This window comes from Microbacterium kunmingense, assembly GCF_023155745.1.
GTDB classification, from domain to species: domain Bacteria; phylum Actinomycetota; class Actinomycetes; order Actinomycetales; family Microbacteriaceae; genus Microbacterium; species Microbacterium kunmingense.
Genome location: NZ_JAKNUS010000002.1, coordinates 182239 through 200844, shown reverse-complemented (window position 1 = coordinate 200844; position 18606 = coordinate 182239). Strand labels below are relative to the sequence as shown.

Annotated in this window: 13 protein-coding genes; 7 read left to right on the top strand and 6 right to left on the bottom strand. The window is 71.2% G+C overall.

What is annotated here, in order from left to right:
* Positions 1-31 precede the first annotated feature (31 nt).
* Positions 32-892 (top strand): PHP domain-containing protein, encoded by an 861-nt coding sequence (locus MA875_RS03645; protein WP_248240337.1) that lies wholly within the window; start codon positions 32-34, stop codon positions 890-892.
* 23 nt (positions 893-915) lie between these two features.
* Here MA875_RS03645 and MA875_RS03640 read toward each other — a convergent pair whose 3' ends face one another.
* Positions 916-1341: an SHOCT domain-containing protein gene (locus MA875_RS03640; protein WP_372492519.1), complete on the bottom strand. Its 426-nt coding sequence runs from the start codon at positions 1339-1341 to the stop codon at positions 916-918.
* A gap of 90 nt (positions 1342-1431) precedes the next feature.
* Positions 1432-2895, bottom strand: a complete 1464-nt coding sequence (locus tag MA875_RS03635) for a DEAD/DEAH box helicase (protein ID WP_248240336.1) — start codon at positions 2893-2895, stop codon at positions 1432-1434.
* 189 nt (positions 2896-3084) lie between these two features.
* Here MA875_RS03635 and MA875_RS03630 point away from each other — a divergent pair, with 189 nt between their 5' ends.
* A complete protein-coding gene (locus MA875_RS03630) occupies positions 3085-3801 on the top strand; it encodes a ferritin-like fold-containing protein (protein WP_248240335.1) in 717 nt (238 codons plus the stop codon).
* A 38-nt stretch (positions 3802-3839) separates the two neighbouring features.
* Here MA875_RS03630 and MA875_RS03625 read toward each other — a convergent pair whose 3' ends face one another.
* Together MA875_RS03625 and MA875_RS03620 are read right to left on the bottom strand one after the other, a co-directional pair.
* Complete coding sequence (locus tag MA875_RS03625) at positions 3840-4130, bottom strand: hypothetical protein (protein WP_248240334.1); 291 nt, start codon at positions 4128-4130, stop codon at positions 3840-3842.
* Positions 4131-4140: 10 nt separating this feature from the next.
* A complete protein-coding gene (locus MA875_RS03620) occupies positions 4141-4365 on the bottom strand; it encodes a DUF3107 domain-containing protein (protein WP_248240333.1) in 225 nt (74 codons plus the stop codon).
* Positions 4366-4466: 101 nt separating this feature from the next.
* On the opposite strand from MA875_RS03620, the gene MA875_RS03615 reads away from it, so the two are divergent.
* Together MA875_RS03615 and MA875_RS03610 are read left to right on the top strand one after the other, a co-directional pair.
* On the top strand, positions 4467-7691 hold the full coding sequence (locus MA875_RS03615; protein ID WP_248240332.1) for a PD-(D/E)XK nuclease family protein: 3225 nt from the start codon (positions 4467-4469) through the stop codon (positions 7689-7691).
* Positions 7688-11005, top strand: a complete 3318-nt coding sequence (locus tag MA875_RS03610) for an ATP-dependent helicase (protein ID WP_248240331.1) — start codon at positions 7688-7690, stop codon at positions 11003-11005. Before MA875_RS03615 ends, MA875_RS03610 begins: the two co-directional genes overlap by 4 nt.
* Here the strand turns inward: MA875_RS03610 and MA875_RS03605 are convergent.
* Positions 10972-12282, bottom strand: a complete 1311-nt coding sequence (locus tag MA875_RS03605) for a phosphotransferase (protein WP_248240330.1) — start codon at positions 12280-12282, stop codon at positions 10972-10974. The two genes, MA875_RS03610 and MA875_RS03605, sit on opposite strands and share 34 nt — an antisense overlap.
* Before the next feature lie 131 nt (positions 12283-12413).
* Between MA875_RS03605 and nudC the strand changes: the two genes are divergently transcribed.
* Positions 12414-13310 carry an NAD(+) diphosphatase gene (nudC, locus tag MA875_RS03600; RefSeq protein ID WP_248240329.1) on the top strand — a complete coding sequence of 299 codons (897 nt, stop codon included), beginning with the start codon at positions 12414-12416 and terminating at the stop codon, positions 13308-13310.
* Positions 13310-15076, top strand: coding sequence for an ATP-dependent helicase (locus MA875_RS03595; protein ID WP_248240658.1), 1767 nt, complete (start codon positions 13310-13312; stop codon positions 15074-15076). Before nudC ends, MA875_RS03595 begins: the two co-directional genes overlap by 1 nt.
* A 765-nt stretch (positions 15077-15841) precedes the next feature.
* Here MA875_RS03595 and MA875_RS03590 read toward each other — a convergent pair.
* Positions 15842-17203, bottom strand: coding sequence for a zinc-dependent metalloprotease (locus MA875_RS03590; protein ID WP_248240657.1), 1362 nt, complete (start codon positions 17201-17203; stop codon positions 15842-15844).
* Positions 17204-17399: 196 nt separating this feature from the next.
* Here MA875_RS03590 and MA875_RS03585 point away from each other — a divergent pair, with 196 nt between their 5' ends.
* Positions 17400-18542: a YlbL family protein gene (locus tag MA875_RS03585; protein ID WP_248240328.1), complete on the top strand. Its 1143-nt coding sequence runs from the start codon at positions 17400-17402 to the stop codon at positions 18540-18542.
* Positions 18543-18606: the final 64 nt, after the last annotated feature.

Here is an 18606-nt window from a genome sequence, read left to right as displayed (position 1 = left end):
GTCTGCCTGCGGCCGGCGGTAGCGTGGAGGTATGCACCGATCCCCCGGACCCCAGGGCCCGGGGGATCTGCACCTTCACTCCGTCTACTCCGACGGCACCGAGACGCCGGCCGAGGTCATGGCGGCGGCCCATCGCCACGGAATGCGCACCGCGGCGCTCACCGACCACGACACCACGGCGGGCTGGGGTGAGGCCGCCGATGCCGCGTCGCGGCTCGGGCTGTCGTTCCTTCCCGGAATGGAGCTGTCGGCGAAGTACCAGTGGCGCAGCGTCCACATCCTGGCCTACCTCTTCGACCCGGACGACGCTCCGCTTCGCGCCCTCACCGATCGGATCCGTTCCTCGCGCATGGACCGGGCGCAGGAGATGGCAGAACGCATCAGCGCCGACTTCGATCTGAACTGGGCCGACATCCTCGCCCAGACCACCGACGGTGCGACGGTCGGTCGACCGCACATCGCCGACGCGCTCATCGCTCGAGGCTACGTGCGCGACCGGACCGAGGCCTTCTCGCGCATCCTCCACCCCGGTGGTGACTACTACGTCGCGCTCTATGCGCCTGATCCCGTCACGGCGGTCGAGCGCATCACGGGAGCGGGCGGTGTGGCCGTCGTGGCCCATCCCGCCGGGCGCGGCATGCTGCCGCACGGGGTGATGCAGCGGATGCTGGACGCGGGTCTGGCGGGCCTCGAGCTGCGCCATCGGGAAAACATCGCCGACCAGGTGCGGCAGCTGCGCCGCGTCGCGGACGAGCGCGATCTCATCGTCACGGGTTCCAGCGACTACCACGGGCAGGGGAAGCCCAACGTGCCCGGGGAGAACAGCACCGAGACGATGATGATCGAGCGGATCGTCCGACGGGGGAGAGGAAGCAGCCCCGTCCTGGCCTGAGCCGGACGAGGCCGCGCTCCGCCTCAGGAGATGACGCGTGCCTTCAGGCGTTCGTACTCTTCGGGAGTGATCGTGCCGGCATCCAGCAGCGCCTTCGCCTTGGCGATCTCATCCGCAGGACTCGGGTGCGCCGAGGCGCCGGCGACCGATTTGATGTAGTCGTCCTGCGCCTTCTGCATGGCACGGACCTGGGCGGCACTGCGCTCGGCCATCCCGCCGCCGCGTGCGATGAGGTAGACCAGCGCCGTGAGGAACGGGACGAAGATCAGGAAGACGATCCAGATCGCCTTGGCCCACCCCTTCATCTTGTGGTCACGGAAGAGGTCGCCGATGATCGCGAAGAGCGCGAACAGGTAGGCGATGAAGGCGAAAGCCCAAAGGAACCACCAGATGAGGTCCCAGAACGATCCCCAGAATCCCTGGTACTCGATGGTGTCGGTGAAGCGCACGGTCGTGCCTTTCGTCGCGAGGTACGACGGCGCATCCTGCGCCGTCACCGCTCACCATATCGGTCGACCTGCCCCGCTGTCCGGAGGATGTCAGCCGACGGTGGGAGCTCCTCCGGTGCGAGGCGCGCGGCGACGTCGGCGGCGGCGGGCGGGTGCCGCATTGCCGTCGTGATGGCCCTTGCCGCTGCCGTCGTGCGTGCCCTGCCCGTCGGTCTCGGCCGGTCGCTCCGCGCCGTGCTCGGCGGGCACGGTGACGGTGTCCGCGGCCGCGGAACCCTCACCGCGCCGACGGCGACGGCGCGGTGCCTCCGAGCGTGCCGGACGATCCGACGAGGCGCCGGTGGTCTTGACGGCCTCGGTGCGCGGTGCGGTCGTGAGCCGTCCGCGCACTCCCGCGGGGATGCCGAGGTCTTCGAACAGGTGAGGGCTGGAGGAGTACGTCTCACGCGGCTCGGGCTGACCGAACTCCAGCGCACGGTTGATCAGCGCCCACTTGTGCAGGTCTTCCCAATCGACGAAGGTGACCGCGATGCCGGTCTTCCCGGCGCGGCCGGTGCGGCCCGCACGGTGGAGGTACGTCTTCTCGTCGTCGGGGATCGTGTGGTTGATGACGTGTGTGACGTCGTCCACATCGATGCCTCGGGCGGCCACATCGGTGGCGATGAGGATCTCCTTCTTGCCCGCTTTGAAGGCGGCCATCGAGCGCTCCCGCGCCTCCTGGCTCATGTCGCCGTGCACGGCCACAACGGAGAAGCCGCGGTCGCCGAGTTCGTCGACGAGCTTCTGGGCGGCGCGCTTGGTACGCGTGAAGATGACGGTCTTGCCCCGCCCCTCGGCCTGCAGGATCCGGGCGATGACCTCGTCCTTGTCGAGCGAGTGCGCGCGGTAGACGAGGTGGTTGATGTTGGCCTGCGTGAGACCCTCGTCGGGGTCGTTGGCGCGGATGTGGATCGGGTTGGACATGAACCGGCGGGCCAGGGTCACGATCGGGCCGGGCATGGTGGCGGAGAAGAGCTGGGTGTGACGGACGGCCGGAAGCTTCTGGAAGATCTTCTCGATGTCGGGGAGGAAACCGAGGTCGAGCATCTTGTCGGCCTCGTCGAGGACGACCTCGATCGCGCCGGAGAGGTCGAGCAGCCGCTGACCCGCCAGGTCGATCAGTCGACCGGGGGTGCCCACGACGATCTGCGCACCCGCCTGGAGCTGCTCGATCTGGCCCTCGTAGGCCTTCCCGCCGTAGATCGCCACGACGGAGGTGGAACGATTCCGGGTGAGCATGTCGATGTCCTCGTACACCTGCACCGCCAACTCGCGGGTCGGCACCACGATGAGTGCCTTCACGCCCGGGGCGGGGTCCAGGCCCAGACGCTGGACGACCGGGATGCCGAAGCCGAAGGTCTTTCCGGTGCCGGTCTTCGCCTGTCCGATGATGTCCTGACCGGGGAGGCCGAGGGGGATGGTCTGCTCCTGGATGGGGAAGGAGTCGATGATGCCGCGCGCGGCGAGCGCGTCGACGATGTCCTGATCGACGCCGAGTTCGGCGAAAGTCGTCACGATGTCATGCCTGTCTGTCGAAGGGGCCCGGATGGTGGCAGGCGGGCCGAGTGATGGATCCACGCCCTTCGTCGACCGCAGGCGCGGGGGTTCCGATCCGATGCCGGAACGCGTTCCAGGATACCCGCCGTCGCCCGCGCGCCCGCTGCGCATCCTCCTCCGGCGAGCCGCGAGGGTAAGGTGACGTGCGTGGTGAACTGGTTCTGGCGCAGGCAGCGAGGCACCGCTCGGACCCTCTCGTTGCGGTCGCGCGGAGATTTCGGCGACGCGCGTCGCGTGGACTTCGCGGAGCTGGCCCCCGACGTCAACACGTTCCTCGGGCAGGCGGCGTACCTGCAGCTCGGCTTCTTCGAGACCCTTTCCGAGCTGATCGCGATGACCCCTTCGCTGGCCGAGAAGGAATCCCTCTCCCGCGCGGCGGGCGCCGCGCTGACCAAGCACGAGGAGCTCGTCGCGCTGATCCGGGAGCGCGGTGAGGACCCGACCTCGCTCATGCTCCCCTTCCGAGAGCCGCTGGACGCCTTCCGCCGGGCGACGCACGGGATAAGGCCCGAGGAGACGATGCTCTCGGTGCACATCATCGCCGGGATGCTCGACGACTTCTATCTGGCCCTCTCGGCCAGCTTCGGGGAGACGGGTCGACGGGTCGCACGCATCCTCCGCGCCGACGACGACCGTCAGGCGATCGTCGACCTGGTCGGGGAGACGATCCAGAGCGATCCCGAGTGGCGTTCACTCCTGGCCATGTGGGGTCGGCGGCTCGTCGGCGACACCCTTCTCATCGCTCGGGCGGCCCTGCGGCCGCCCACGCTCGCCGCCTCGGACGAGAAGCGCGTGGAGCCGGTCTTCACGGCGCTGATGGCCGCGCACTCGCGGCGCATGGAGGACATGGGCCTGGCCGCCTGAGCCCGCCGGGGAAGCCCTCCCGTGCCGGGGAGTCGCCCTCAGGCGATGCCGAGTCGCTCGCGCTCGCGCTGATCGGCGTTCACCCGCGCGCGGGTGATGACCGCGAGCATCGGGGCGGTGACGACGGCCGGTGCGACGAGGGCGCTCAACCAGATCCACGGGTTGTCGATTCCGACGCCTGCCCAGGTCAGGGCCGACCAGACGATTCCGGATGCCGCGGCACCGATCATCGGCGCGAGCACGACACCGCGACTGCCGCGGCCGGGGAGGCCGAAATGCAGGGCGATCCCGATCGCCGCTCCGGCGATGAAGGCGAGGAGGATCTGCACGCGCGGATCCTCAGGCGACGAAGCCGACGCGACGGGACTCCTCGGTGCCGATCTCGATGTAGGCCAGGCCCGAGGTGGGGACGATGTACGTGTTGCCCTTGCTGTCGGCGAAGCTCACGTGGGTCGCTCCGGCATCCAGCGCGGCTGCCACCGACGCCTTCACGTCCGCCGCCGACTCGCTCGTTTCGAAGTTGAGCTCGCGGCCGGTGTTCGCGATACCGATACGGATCTCCACGTGTCTGCCTTCCTCTCGCGCTCGGACCTCGATGCGCATGGCAACTCTACGACACCGTCGTGGCGTCGGGCGTTGTCGGAGGCTCGGGTTAGCGTCGAAGGGTGACCTCGACCGAACCACCTGCGCTGATCCCCGGGAGGGTCCCGGCGCAGGCGCCGGACAGGCCGCACGCGGACCTGGATGGCGATCAGTCGGCGGTGGTCACCCTGCCTGCGGACGCCTCGGGCGTCGTGGTGGGTGCTCCGGGATCGGGCAAGACCCTCACCGTCGTGGAGCGGTTCCGACGCCTCGTCGACGCGGGCGTCCACCCCGACGAGATCCTGGTGCTGACCCCGACGCGTCAGACGGCGACAGCCCTGCGCGACCGGCTTTCGCTCGCCGCGGGCCGGGCCACCTCCGGTGCGCCCGCCCGCTCCGTCCCGTCCTTCGCTTTCCAGATCGTCCGAGCGGCGGAGGTGACCGCGGGCGGAGCCCCGCCGCAGCTGCTGACCGGCGGCGAGGAGGATCAGCTGCTGCGCGAGCTGCTCGAGGGTGACGCCGAGGACGAGGCCGCGGGTGCGTCCCGCGGCTGGCCGTCGTGGCTCGGTCCCGACATCCGCGCCACGGCGGGGTTCCGCACGGAGGTGAGGACCTTCCTCGCCGAGTGCACGACACAGGGGATCGAGCCGGCGACGCTGGCGCGGCTCGCCCGTAGGGACGGGGTGGAGGTGTGGCATCCCCTCGCGTCCTTCTTCGGGGAATACCTCGAGGTGCGCGCGGCCATGCGCGGCGCGCACCGGGACGTTGCGGGACTCATCCGGGAGGCGGCAGGGTTCGTTCGTGCGGCAGGCGACACGGCGGGTGCGTCTGCCGCCGCGGGCGGCGTGCGCATCCTGCTCGTCGACGACGCACAGGAGCTCACGCTGGGTGCGATCGAACTCCTGGAGGCCTGCGCCTCCCGAGGGATCGCGGTGCTCGCGTTCGGCGACCCGGATGTCGGGGCGGGGGCGTTCCGCGGCGCGTCGCCGGAGAACTTCGCCCGGCTGGCCGCGTCGCTGCGGGCCGTTCACGTGCTCTCGCACGGGCACCGCGGGACGCGGGCGCAGCGGGAGACGGTTCGGCGGATCGTCGAGCGGATCGGGGCGGTCGGGGTGGTGGCGCACCGCCCGGCGCCCGACCCGACCGCCGCAGACTCCTCGGTGCGGGCACTCATCCTGCGCTCGCCGGCAGAGGAGTTCGACGCCGTGGCCCGGATCCTTCGGGAACACCACCTGTTGGATGGGGTGCCCTGGGGGCAACTGGCGGTGATCGCGCACGACAGTCGTCAGGTGGCCGCGCTTGAAAGGGAGCTGACCGCCCGCGAGGTGCCCGCGCGATCCCAGGGAGCAGGTCGAGCCCTCGGCGAGGTGCGCGCCGTCCGAGACATCCTCCGACTCGTGGAGTTGGCCCACCGGCCCGTGGAGGAGTGGTCGGTCGACGATGTCGCCGCCGCCCTGGAAGGGGTGTGCGGCCGGCTCGACGCGATCGAGCTGCGGAGGGTGCGCACGGCCCTCCGGCATCGAGAGATCGCCGAGGGCGGCGATCGGTCAGGACGCGATCTCCTCCTGTCCGCGATGATCCATCCCCTCGAGTGGGAGCTGATCGACACGCGTGAGGCGCGTCGAGCGGCCGCGGTGGCTGCGACGCTCGCGCGGCTGCGGGAACAGACGACGCAGGATGCCACCATCCACGAGCTGCTGTGGACGGCGTGGGAGCACAGCCGCCTGGAGCGGGCGTGGGTCGAGCAGGCGAAGGGGCATGGTCCCCTGGCCGACCAGGCGGGTCGTGACCTGGACGCCATGGTGGCGCTTTTCCAGGCGGCCAAGCGCTTCGTCGAGCGTCCCGGGGACGCCGATGCGCGCGCCTTCATCCGCGGCATCCTCGACAGCGACGTCGCGGACGACCGACTCGACGCGGGGCTCCCGCACGACGTGGTGGCCGTGCTGACACCGGCCTCGGCCCTCGGGCTCGATGTCGACACCGTCGTCGTCGCCGGCGTCCAGGACGGTGTCTGGCCCAACACGCGCAACCGCGGCAGCCTCCTGGAGACCTGGCGGCTCGCCGAGGCCGCCCGTGCGCCGGCGCGAAGGGACGCGGGAAGCGCGGGACTGGACCGGCGTCGCGCGGCACTCCATGACGAGTTGCGGCTCTTCGCCCGCGCCATGTCGCGATCGCGGGCGGTGACGGTCGTCACCGCCGTCGATGACGACGACCGCGGTCCCAGCGTCTTGTTCGACCTCCTTCCCGAACCCGAGGCCCCGGCGTCGACGTCGACGCATCCGCTGAGCCTGCGCGGCGTGGTCGCGCTTCACCGGCGCACTCTGACCACCGGCGAGGATGCGACCGACCCGGCGACGGTGCAGAACGCGGCGGGGCAGCTGGCCCTGCTCGCGGCGGCAGCGGTCCCGGGCGCGGCACCCGAGGAGTGGTACGGGGTGCGTCCACCGAGCTCGAGCGGACCGTTGCGGGATCCGTCGCGTGAGCGGATCAGGGTCTCGCCCTCGCGGCTCCACACCCTCGAGGAGTGCGAGGTGAACTGGCTCATCGGCGAGCTCGGCGGTGATCCGGGAAGCACGACCGCAGGGGTCGGGACGATCATCCACGCCGCGCTGGAGGTCGCGGTGGCCGGCGCCCACGAGGAGAGCCTCTGGCAGGTGGTCGAGGGGCGCTGGCACGAGCTGGTGTTCGACGCATCCTGGCAGGCCCGCGCGGAGCGGACCCGCGCGCGGGATCTCGTCCGACGACTGGCACGTTACCTCGACCGCTTCGAGGCGGACGGAGGCCGACTCCTCGACGCCGAGCCGCACTTCGAAGTCCCCCTGTTCCTCGATCCGGATCACTCCGAAGGGCTCGTTGTGGGCCAGGCCGCCGCGGACACGACATCGGCTCCGGCGGTGCTGTCGGGCTACATCGACCGGGTCGAGCTCACGGGGGAGGGGGACGTGGTCATCGTCGACCTCAAGACCGGCAAGAGCGAGCCGCAGACCGACGCGAAGGTGCTCGAGCACCCCCAGTTGGCCGCGTATCAGCTCGCCTTCGAGTCCGGGGCCATCGCGGGGACGGCGGGGCTGCGCTCCGGCGGGGCGCGCCTTCTCGTGCTCCTGCCGACCTCGCAACGGGACTTCGTCACCCCGACCCAGCCGCCCTTCGACACCGAGCGCCGGGCAGCGTTCCTCGCCCGCATCCGCGCTGCGGTCGGAGTGATGACCGGCGAGTCGTTCCGCGCTCCGTACGAGGAGCACTGCCGCGACGAGCACAGTCACGGACTGTGCCGTATCCACACCATCGGGGCGGTGAGCGCCTCATGACCGAGCCCGCACCGGCGCGTCTGTCCGCGGCTGTCATCGCCGCCGCGCTCGGACAGTTCCCGCCTACCGACGAGCAGGCAGCGGTCATCCAATCCCCGCTGCGCCCGGCCCTGGTCGTCGCCGGCGCGGGGAGCGGGAAGACCGAGACGATGGCAGGGCGGGTGGTGTGGCTCGTCGCGAACGGGTTCGTGCGTCGGGACGAGGTGCTCGGGCTGACCTTCACCCGTAAGGCGGCGGGTGAGCTGGCCGAGCGCGTGCAGCGACGCCTGCGTCGTCTGGGCGAGTTCGAACGGGCGGGCCTGCTGTCCCTCCTCCCCGAGCTGCACGCGAGCGGTGCGCTGGCCTTCTTCGGCTCCGAGAGTGCGCAGCACGATCAGACCCGTCTGCGCTACCTCCAGTCCCTCGCCGAGCGCTTCGGGCGTGCCGACCGCTCCGCCGGCACGGGGGAGTCCGGGGCCGGAGACGACCTCCTGGAGCGGCCGGTCATCGCGACGTACAACAGCTTCGCCGACCAGATCGTCCGGGAGCATGCGATCCGGATCGGTCGCGACACCGACACCGCGGTGCTCTCGGACTCGGCGGCGTGGCTTCTGATGCGGCGGGTCGTGCTCGACTCCGACGATCCTCGCCTGGAGGACCGCCCCGAGGCGCTGCGCACCATCGTCGACGCAGCGCTGCGCATCGCGCGGGACGGCGCCGACAACCTCGTCGACGTCGAGAGGCTGCGGGAGTTCCCCGACCGGTTCGCCGGGGTTCTGGATCGTCCCTCCGAGAAGAGCTCCGTCTCGGTGTACAAGGACGTCTCCGATGCGCACGCGCGGGTCTCGGCGCTCTCCCTCCTGGCAGACCTCGCCCAGGAGTACGAAGGCGCCAAGCGTCGCCGGGGCGTGATCGACTTCTCCGATCAGGTCGCCGGCGCGCTGGAAGTGGTCCGTCATCACCCGAGCGTGGCCGCCGAGCTGCGCGACCGGTTCCGCGTCGTGCTGCTGGACGAGTATCAGGACACATCGGTGATCCAGTCCGACCTCCTCGCCGCCCTGTTCTCCGGCACCGGCGTGATGGCGGTGGGCGACCCGCATCAGGCGATCTACGGATGGCGCGGGGCGAGCGCCGGCAATCTGGGCGGGTTCTCCGCCGCCTTCTCCGGAGGGGCGGGCTGCGGCACCTACGCGCTCATGACCAGCTGGCGCAACAGCCGAGACGTCCTGCGCGCAGCGGGTGCGGTGCTCGCACCGCTCGCCCCCCGTTCCCCGGTGGCGGTGGCCGAACTCCGCCCGCGCCCGGATGCGCCCCGGGGAGTGGTCGAGATCGCGGTGGAGGCCGATATCGATGCCGAGGCCGACCGTGTCGCGGAATGGTTCGCACGTGTGCGCGCCGAGAGGCGCCGCGGCGGCCTGCCCACCACCGGCGCCATCCTCTTCCGCAGCAAGAAGCACATGGTGCGATTCGGCGACGCGCTGGGCCGACGCGGCGTCGCCCACCGCATCCTGGGTCTGGGTGGCCTGCTCTCCACGCCGGAGGTGGTCGATGTCGTCAGCGCCCTCCGGGTGATCAGCGACCCCACCGCCGGCTCGTCCCTCATCCGCCTGCTCGCAGGCCCGCGGTGGGGTATCGGGTTGGCCGATCTGCGGGCACTCGCCGAGCTCGCCCGGCGGCTGGCGACACACGATGCCGCCCTGCGGCCCCTTGACGAGGCGGTCGCCGCTCGCGTCCGCGCCGGCGCGGGGGAAGACCGCGCATCGCTTGTCGACGCGCTGGACTTCGTGGTGCGCTCGGCGCCCGATCACGGCTGGCTGGCACCGTTCACACCCGAGGCGCGCGTGCGGCTGAAGGAGGCGGGTGCCGTCTTCGCGGGCCTGCGCCATTCGGTCGGTGCGCCCCTGCCCGAGCTCATCCGGCTGATCGAAGCGGAGCTGCAGCTGGACATCGAGCTGGCGGCGAACGAGACGCGTGGGCCCATGCGGATCGCGTCGGCGCAGCTGCGGGCGTTCCTCGACGAGGTGCACGCCTTCCTCGCCGCGGACGACACCGGTTCCCTGGGAAGCCTGCTGGCGTGGCTCGACCACGCCGAGAAGCTCGACGAGTTCGCCCCGCGCACAGAGCCCCCCGAAGACGATGTCGTTCAGCTGCTGACGATCCACGGATCGAAAGGATTGGAATGGGACGCCGTCGCCGTCGTCCGGATGGTCACCGATGAGCTCCCCTCCGCGGCGAAGGACACCAAGGGCTGGCTGGGGTTCGGAGTCCTGCCGTACGAGTTCCGCGGGGACGCGGCGTGGCTTCCGCCCCTGCCCTGGCAGGAGGAGCTGGCCCCCACGCAGCAGGACCTCAAGCGCGAGATCGACGCCTTCGTCGCCGCACACCGCGCCCGTCAGCTCGACGAGGATCGACGGCTGGCCTACGTGGCCGTGACCCGCGCTCGGGAGCACCTGCTGCTGACCGCGTCACCCTGGGCGGGAACGAAGCGGCCGCGGCCCACCGGGGTCTTCCTCCGCGACATCGCCGACACCCTGGGCATCCGTCTCGACGAGCCCGACCTCGATACCAACCCGTTCGAAGGTGAGAGACGGATCCTGTCGTGGCCGATGGATCCGCTCGGGTCGCGTCGCCCACGGGTCGAGGCCGCGGCCCGGCAGGTCCGCGACGCACTGGACGGCCCACCGGCAGCGCCGGATGACGAGGTGCGGATGCTGCTGGCTGAACGTCGCGCCCGGGAACGCCACCGCACCGCGCCGCTTCCCACGCGCATCCCGGCATCCAGATACAAGGATGTCGCCTTGCGGGACGGCACGCCCGCCGACGTGCTCGCGCGGCCGCTCCCGGAGCGGCCCTATCGTCAGACCCGCATCGGCACCCTCTTCCACGAATGGGTGGAGCGGCGCTCAGGGATCGCCGGGAGGGCGGCCTCCCTGGATGACGCGCTCTGGGACGACGGGGACGAGGCGACCGAGGCGAACGAGCGGCCCGACGCCACCGCGGACCTCGATCTGCTTCAGCGGCGCTTCCTGGCCTCCGAGTGGGCGGATCTCAAGCCCGTCGAGGTCGAGACCGAGATCGACTTCACGATGACCGGCCCCGACGGCCGTCCGCACGTGATCATCTGCAAGCTGGACGCCGTCTACCGACGTGGCGACCGGGTGGAGATCGTCGACTGGAAGACCGGATCGCCGCCGAAGAACGCGCGGGAACGTCAGGACCGCATGGTCCAGCTCGAGCTGTACCGGCGGGCGTACCACGCCAAGCACGGCGTGCCGGTGTCGCAGATCGACGTGACGCTGTACTACGTCGCCGACGATCTCGTTCTCCGCGGCTGACCCGCGGGCGCCTCCTCCGGCACGGCCCAACGCCGCAGGGCCGCCTGCGAGGCCCGCTCGGCCTCCCCGACGTCGTCCAGCCGTTCGCGGATCGGTGCGAGGTCGAGGGGCGCCGTGTCCTCCCGGCCGAGATCCCGTCCTGCGCGAGGAGCCGCCGGGTCACCGGCGTCCGCTTCTCCGGCGTCCGATTCGTTCCCGTCCGTGTCGTCGGCCTCGTCGCCGAACCACGCCGAGACCTCCGCGGGATCGTAGGCGTCGGTCTGCATCGAGGTGTTCACCGGTGTCGCGGTGGGACCGGGCAGGCGGTCGAGCAGGGCGATGGCATCATCGACGTCGGCGCGGTCCTGGGGGACGATGTCATCCCCTGCCACGCCGGCGGCCAGGGATTCGAGCAGCTCGACCGCGTCGTCGACGATGTCCGAGCGGCCTGTCTCGTGACCGTGCACGAGCCACCGGGCGAACTCCAGTTCGGCATACAGACGCGCCCGCTCACGCAACAGGGCGTCGGGGGCGTGGACGCTGCGGGCGAGGTACGACGCGAAGACATCGTCGGCGGCGTCGGGGGCGGAGGCCAGCCACATGAAGTCGCCGGCGGGGTCACCCACGCTCAGGCCGTGCCAGTCGAGAACGCCGGTCACCCGCGGCTCTCCGGCGAAATCCTCGAAGAGGAAGGATGACGCGCCCGCTCCGCCGAGGACGACCGTGGTCTCGAACCGCCAGAGGTCCTCCGCGGTCACGGCCTGACTCCACCGCACGTCCAGGCTTGGGGGGAGTCGACGGGTCGCCACGGCGCGCTCCACCGTCCGCTCGATGTCGTCGCGGAGCTGGCGGGTGGTGCGGGCGGGCAATCCCTCGTCGCGGACGACGGAGACGGGGAGGGCGTGGATGGCTGCGATGGCCTCGCCGAGCGATGTCGCGGCCCCTCGTCCGGCGGGCAGGTGCGGGGGATCCACACGGTAGCCCGGCAGGAAGTCCGCCACGACGGCGCGGCCGCCGACGAGGGCGGTCTGGCCGAGTACCGTCGGCACCCGGAACGGCAGCAGGCCGCGGACTCCGGAGGTCAGAACGCTCAGCGCGCGCACTTCGGAGGCCGTCTCGGCGGCTGCCGAATCGTCAACGGGGGCACGCACCACCACGCGGCGTCCGTCATCGAGATCGACCAGAGCCGAGTCGTAGCGTCCGGCGCTGTTCTCCGTCAGCGCGGCGACGCCGACGACGCCGGCGCCGGGCAGAGCCGAGGTCACCGACGCGGCTAGAGTGAGGGGTGAGCGAGCCATGTGCCCAGGGTAGGTCGGGCACGCGTCCGGGCCTTCGCGCCACGCCCTGGCTCGTCGACCAACGCGGGAAGGTCTCGATGACATCATCCGACAGCGCCCGACGGGCACCTCGCCGGGCGGGTGCGGATCGGATGACCAGGTGGCATCGCGCGGCTGAGGACCGGTCCCGCGACGGGGTGATCGACTCCGCGCTGACCGATCCCCGCACGCGGGTTCTCGCGATCGCGGGAGATCGTGTCCCTGTCGCGGACGGTCGCGTGGCGTGGAGTTCCCCCGACCGCTGGACCAGGATGGCCGCGAGGCACGTCACGGACTGGGCGTTCCTCGGCAGAGACGACGAGGGTGTCCCCGTAGTCCTCGCGGTCCTGGATTCCGACGCGCAGCCCCCGTGGCCAGGGGAGGCATCGGTGGCAACGCAGCCGCTTCGGGTGGCGTCTCCTGATCTGCCTGCGGTCGAGGCGGACGTGGCGGTCACCGCCGTCAGTCTGGCGCGCTGGCTCAGCGAGGCACCGTTCTGTCCTGCCTGCGGGGCCCGCACCGAGACCCGCGACGCCGGCTGGTCGCGTCGCTGCCCCTCCTGCGGGCGGGAGCACTTCCCGCGCACCGACCCGGCGGTGATCGTCGCCGTCACCCACCGCCACGACCCGGACCGCCTGCTGCTGGGCTCGAACGCGGCATGGGCCGACGGACGCTATTCGTGCTTCGCGGGATTCGTCGAGGCGGGCGAGTCGCTCGAGAACACCGTCCGTCGGGAGGTGCGCGAAGAAGCCGGCGTCGAGGTCGACGAGGTGCGCTACCAGGCCTCGCAGGCCTGGCCGTATCCGCGTTCGCTCATGGTGGGGTTCACCGCCCAGGCCGTCGACGCCGGCGCGGCCCGGCCCGACGGCGAGGAGATCCTCAGCGTGCGGTGGTTCGGTCGCGATGAGATCGGAGAGGGGCTCGCCGGCCGTGGCGACCTCCTCCTTCCCGGACCCGCATCCATCGCGCATCGCCTCATCAGCGGCTGGTATGCGGGGGGAGCGTCGTGATCGGTCCTCTGGAGAACCTCGACGAACAGCAGCGCGCGGCGGTCACGGCGCTGCGCGGACCCGTCGTCGTCCTCGCAGGAGCGGGAACGGGGAAGACGCGCGTCATCACCCACCGCATCGCGCACGGTGTCGACACCGGCGCGTACTCACCGGGTCGGGTGATGGCCGTCACCTTCACCACGAAGGCAGCCGGGGAGATGCGGGCGCGCCTGCGCGCCCTCGGCGTGGACGGGGTCTCGGCGCGCACGTTCCACGCCACCGCGCTCGCGCAGCTGAACTACTTCTGGCCGACGCTCGCGGGTGACGCCATGCCGTCGATCGTCGACAACAAGGTGCGCCTCCTCGCCCACGCCGCCGACGGAATCGGGCTCGAGCCCGACACGGCGACCCTCCGGGACATCGCGTCGGAGATCGAGTGGCGCAAGGTCTCCCTGCGATCGATCGAGGAGTACGCCCGTGACCGGCCGCAGGGCGCGGGAGGCTTGGACGTCGAGCGCGTCATCCGTCTCCAGCGCGCCTACGAGGACCTGAAGGATCAGCGCCGGCAGATCGACTTCGAAGATGTGCTCCTGGCCTGCGCGGGAATGATCGAGGCCGAGCCGCGGGTCGCGGCGACCATCCACGAGCAGTACCGCCACTTCACGGTCGATGAGTACCAGGACGTCTCACCGCTCCAGGCTCGCCTGCTCGAGCTGTGGCTCGGAGACCGAAAGGATCTGTGCGTCGTCGGCGACGCCAGTCAGACCATCTATTCCTTCGCGGGCGCCGACCCGCGGTTCCTCCTCGAATTCGAACGGCGCCACGCCGATGCGCGCGTCGTCCGTCTGGAGCGCAACTATCGCTCGGCGCCCCCGATCCTCGATGTCGCCAACGCGCTGATGCGAGATCGTCCCGGCGCTCTGCGGCTCGTCCCCGCACGCGTCGAAAGGGTGGACGCGCCGCCGGTCGACGCCGGTCTTTCGACTGTCACCGCCTACGACGACGAGCGGGACGAGGCTCGCGGGGTGGCCGCACGGATCCGTGCCCGCATCGATGAGGGGATCGACCCCGCCGCGATCGCCGTGCTCTACCGAGCTCATGCCCAATCGGCCGAACTGCTGCGAGCGCTCGCGGATGAGGGGATCGCCGCGAATGTGCTCGGCGGCCGACGGTTCTTCGACGTCCCGGAGGTCCGGCAGGCGGTGATGGCCTTGCGCGCGGCCGCCGTGGCCCCCCAGACGGGTACTTTCGTCGAGGCGGTTCGAGACGTGCTGCGCTCGCTCGGACTGACCGACGACCCGCCGCCGGCCGGCGGGGCCGTGCGGGACGCATGGGAGGCTCGGGCCGCTCTGCTGCGCCTGGCGGAAGAGGCGCCGGAGGGCACGACCCTGCGCGAGTTCGCCGACGAGCTGCTCCGGCGCGCGAAGGGACACGAGGAGCCGACCCTGCGGACGGTGACCCTGGCCACCCTGCACGCGGCGAAGGGTCTGGAATGGGACCACGTCCACCTCATCGGCCTGGCCGAGGGACTGCTGCCGATCTCGTGGGCGCAGACGTTCGACGCGATCGACGAGGAGCGACGACTGACCTACGTCGGCGTCACCCGGGCCGTGCGGACCCTGGACCTCAGCTGGTCGCGCGGCTCGCGCGACCGACGTCCGTCGCGGTTCCTGCAGGAGATCGGCACCCGCAGCGTTCGTGCGGGTCGTGCCGGAGCACCCGGGGGGCGGGCGCCGCAGACAGGACGATCTCCGTCGTCGTCGACCGTTCCCTCCCCTCGCCGCTGAGCAGGCGCACCGCGTGCGCCGCAGCCTCGACGAGGAGCGCCCCCGGGACCGCCGACACCGTTCTCCCGCACAGCTGCGCCGCCAGGAGCGGCCATCCGCTGTCCGCATCGGTAGCGGTGAGGGCGAGGCAGCTCAGGCATGCGGTGGCGCCCGGAACGACGAGGGGGCCGACCCGCACGCGGCTGCCTGCCACCACGAACGGCAGATGGACCAGGTCGGACGCCATCAGCGCTGCGGCACGCGCGGGGTGGACGAGGTGTGCGGCGAGCGCGATCACCGGCGCTCCGGGATCACCCGTCGACTGCGCGGGCCAGACCGATCGCTCGAGCCTGAGGCCTGCGCAGGCCATTGCGCCGATGATCGTCTCGACGACCGCGGGAGCGACGTCATCCGCGACCTGGAGGACGGCCCGGCGAGGCAGCGCCTGTGATTCGCGCAGGAGCGCGGGGGAGAGGACATCCAGGAGGTCGTCGCAGGCCCCGACGGGTGCGCCCCACGACGCGGCGACGAGGGGGATCGCCGCCGCGGGGAGCCCGGTTCCCAGCTCGGTGATCAGCCGCTCCTGCCAGACGCTCGGGGCGGTCAGGGTCACGACCGGCTCCAGCCCGAATTGCAGATCCCAGGGGGAGCGCCAGAGCGGGGGATAGGCCGGGTCCAATCGGAGCATGCCCCGATCCTCGTCGCCGAGACCTCTCCGTGGTGGCTGTCCACAGGCCGGGTGCCGCCTCGGGGGATCATCCTCCCCTGTGCAGGAGAGGCCGCGCGTCACACCGGCCGGGGTCCCTCCGGTCCGTCGGTGTCGTCATCGTCCGCCTCGACGGCGTCGCCGTCGCCCGCCTCACCGTCGCCCGCCTCACCAGACAGCAGGCGCTCCAGCGCGTCATCCATCTCGTCGCGCACCGGTTCCTCGCCCCGCGCGCGCGCCTGCAGTCGGGAGACAAGTGCCGAGGGGTCGTCGATGTCGTCGGCTCCCGGCATCAGATCGGGGTAGTCCCACAGGGCGTCCCGACCCGCGATCCCGACCGCGTCCGTCACCGCACGCCACATCGCCGCGGCTTCGCGCATGCGCCGGGGGCGCAGCTCCAGTCCGACGAGCGAACCGAGTGCACGCTCGGCCGGCCCCCCGACCGCACGGCGGCGACGAACCGCCTCGGCGATCCGGGCCGCGGAAGGCAGGCGAGAGGTGGCGTCCTCGGTCACGACATCCACCCACCCCTCGACGGTCGCCAGGAGGTTCTCCAGGCGCGCCAGCGCCGCGTTCTGGGCCTCGGTGCGCGGGGGGAGGAGCGCGCCGCTCTCGAGAGCGCGTCGAAGCTCCTCCGGTTCGGAGGGGTCGAATCGGGTCGCCAGGTCTTCGAGCGCATCGGTGTCGACGTGGATCGCGCGGGCGAACTCGGTGACCTGTGAGATGACGTGCAGGCGCAGCCAGCGGGCGTGGCGGAACAGGCGCGCGTGCGCGAGCTCCCGGGCGGCGACGTACAGCGCGAGCTGGTCGTCGGGGATCTCGAGGTCCCGTCCGAAGTCGGCGAAGTTCTGGGGGAGGATCGCCGCTTCCCCGTCGGGCATGAGCGGGATTCCCACATCGCCGCCGCTGACGACCTCCTTGGAGAGGTTGCCGACGACCTGGCCGAGCTGCGAGGCGAACAGCGATCCGCCGACGGTCCGCATGAGTCGGCCGGCGCCCTCGACGAGCGCCCTCATCTCTTCGGGAGCCTGCTCGCTGAGGGCTCGGGTGAGCGCGTCGGTGATGCTCGATGCCACCGGCTCGGCCAGTTCCTGCCACACCGGCAGGGTGGACTCGACCCAGGCTCCGCGCGTGATCACCTTCGGCGTGGTCGCAAGGTCCGACACCGCCGTGGCCTCCCCGAGCCAGAGGTTCGCGAGGGAGAATGCCTGATCCAGATCGGAGCGCTGACCGCCGGTGACGCTCAGCCCGTCCTGATTGGCGATGTGGAGGGCTCCGCGTCTGGTCGTCTCCCAGGGAATCCCCTCGCTCCCGGCGGCGAAGGCGCCCTGGAGCTGAGACATGATGGTCTGCATCATGGCGGGGTCGATGTTCATCCCCGACAGGCGCGCGAGCGCCTCGGGATCGGGAGCGCCGCCACCCCCGCCGAACAGTTGACGCATGAGCTCCTGGAACTCATCCTCGGGGCTGCGGTCGTCGTCTGGCACGTGAATCGCCCTCTCAGCCGGGTCAAAGACGTGGTGTCTACGCTAGTGCCACGGATGATCGCACTCTCCGAACAGACCGGGCGCACCCTTACGCCGGTCGCGAACGAACAGCGACATCGGCACGAGGATCAGGCAGGAAGCAGGGACACCGGTGGTGCTGTTCGACGAGAAGGTGACGGTCACGCCGCCGCCGCGGCGGCCGATGAGCCGCGCCGCGCTGGCGGGCATCTGGGCGCTTGTGGTCGCACTCGTCGTTCTGCTCGTGCTCACCTTCCTGCCGACCGCCTACGTGATCCAGCAGCCGGGTCCGGTCTACAACACCCTCGGCACCGCGCAGAACGCCGACGGCGAGGATGTGCCGCTCATCACGATCGACGGCGCGGAGACCTACGCCACCGACGGATCGCTGGACCTCCTCACCGTGCAGGTGGTCGGCAATCCGCAGCGGACACCGTCGTGGCTCGAGCTCGCCGGTGCGTGGTTCGACCGTACGCGGGCGGTCCTTCCCCTCGAGTCGGTCTTCCCCGCGGGACAGACCACCGAGGAGCGCCGGACGCAGAGCACCACGTTGATGGTCAACTCGCAGCAGGACGCTACCGCCGCCGCCCTCACCGAGGCGGGGTTCGACGTGCCCTCCGACATCGTGGTCTACGAGTTCTCGCCCGACTCCGCCTCCGAAGGGGTCCTTCAGGTCGATGACATGATCCTCGCCGCGAACGGCACTCCGATCGAGGGCGTGGACGATCTGCGTCGCATCATCAACGACGGCGAGGGCGACGACGTGGAGCTGACGATCCTGCGGGACGGCGAGGAGGAGACCGTGTCGGTCTCACCCACCGAGACGGTCGCGGAGGACGGGACGACGTCGTGGGTGATCGGCGTGGTCCTGCAGAGACGGTTCGACTTCCCCATCGACGTGGAGATCCAGTTGAACAACGTCGGCGGTCCGAGCGCCGGAATGATGTTCGCACTGGGCATCGTCGACCTGCTCAGCCCCGGGGACCTGACCGGCGGAGAGGACGTCGCCGGAACCGGGACCATCACGGCCGACGGCGTGGTCGGGCCGATCGGCGGCATCCGTCAGAAGATGTGGGGCGCGGTGGGGGCCGGTGCGGAGTGGTTCCTCGCGCCGCAGGCGAACTGCGACGAGGTGGTCGGGCACGTCCCGGACGGCCTGCGCGTCTTCGCCGTCGAGGATCTCGACGACGCGCTGACCGCCGTGGAGACCCTCGCCGAAGGCGGCGATCTCGACACGCTTCCCACCTGCACCGCGACGGCGACCGCGGCTGGCTGACCGACAGCGGGCTGAGCGTTCGCCCTGACCACACCCGGCCCGCGCGTGCGCCGGGAAACGCCCT

Bases quoted from the DNA above. Each gene is read 5' to 3' on its own strand.
- MA875_RS03605 (WP_248240330.1), bottom strand. From the start codon at position 12,282: ATGGCTCGCTCACCCCTCACTCTAGCCGCGTCGGTGACCTCGGCTCTG.
- MA875_RS03645 (WP_248240337.1), top strand. From the start codon at position 32: ATGCACCGATCCCCCGGACCCCAGGGCCCGGGGGATCTGCACCTTCAC.
- MA875_RS03590 (WP_248240657.1), bottom strand. From the start codon at position 17,203: ATGCGTCAACTGTTCGGCGGGGGTGGCGGCGCTCCCGATCCCGAGGCG.
- MA875_RS03610 (WP_248240331.1), top strand. From the start codon at position 7,688: ATGACCGAGCCCGCACCGGCGCGTCTGTCCGCGGCTGTCATCGCCGCC.
- nudC (WP_248240329.1), top strand. From the start codon at position 12,414: ATGACCAGGTGGCATCGCGCGGCTGAGGACCGGTCCCGCGACGGGGTG.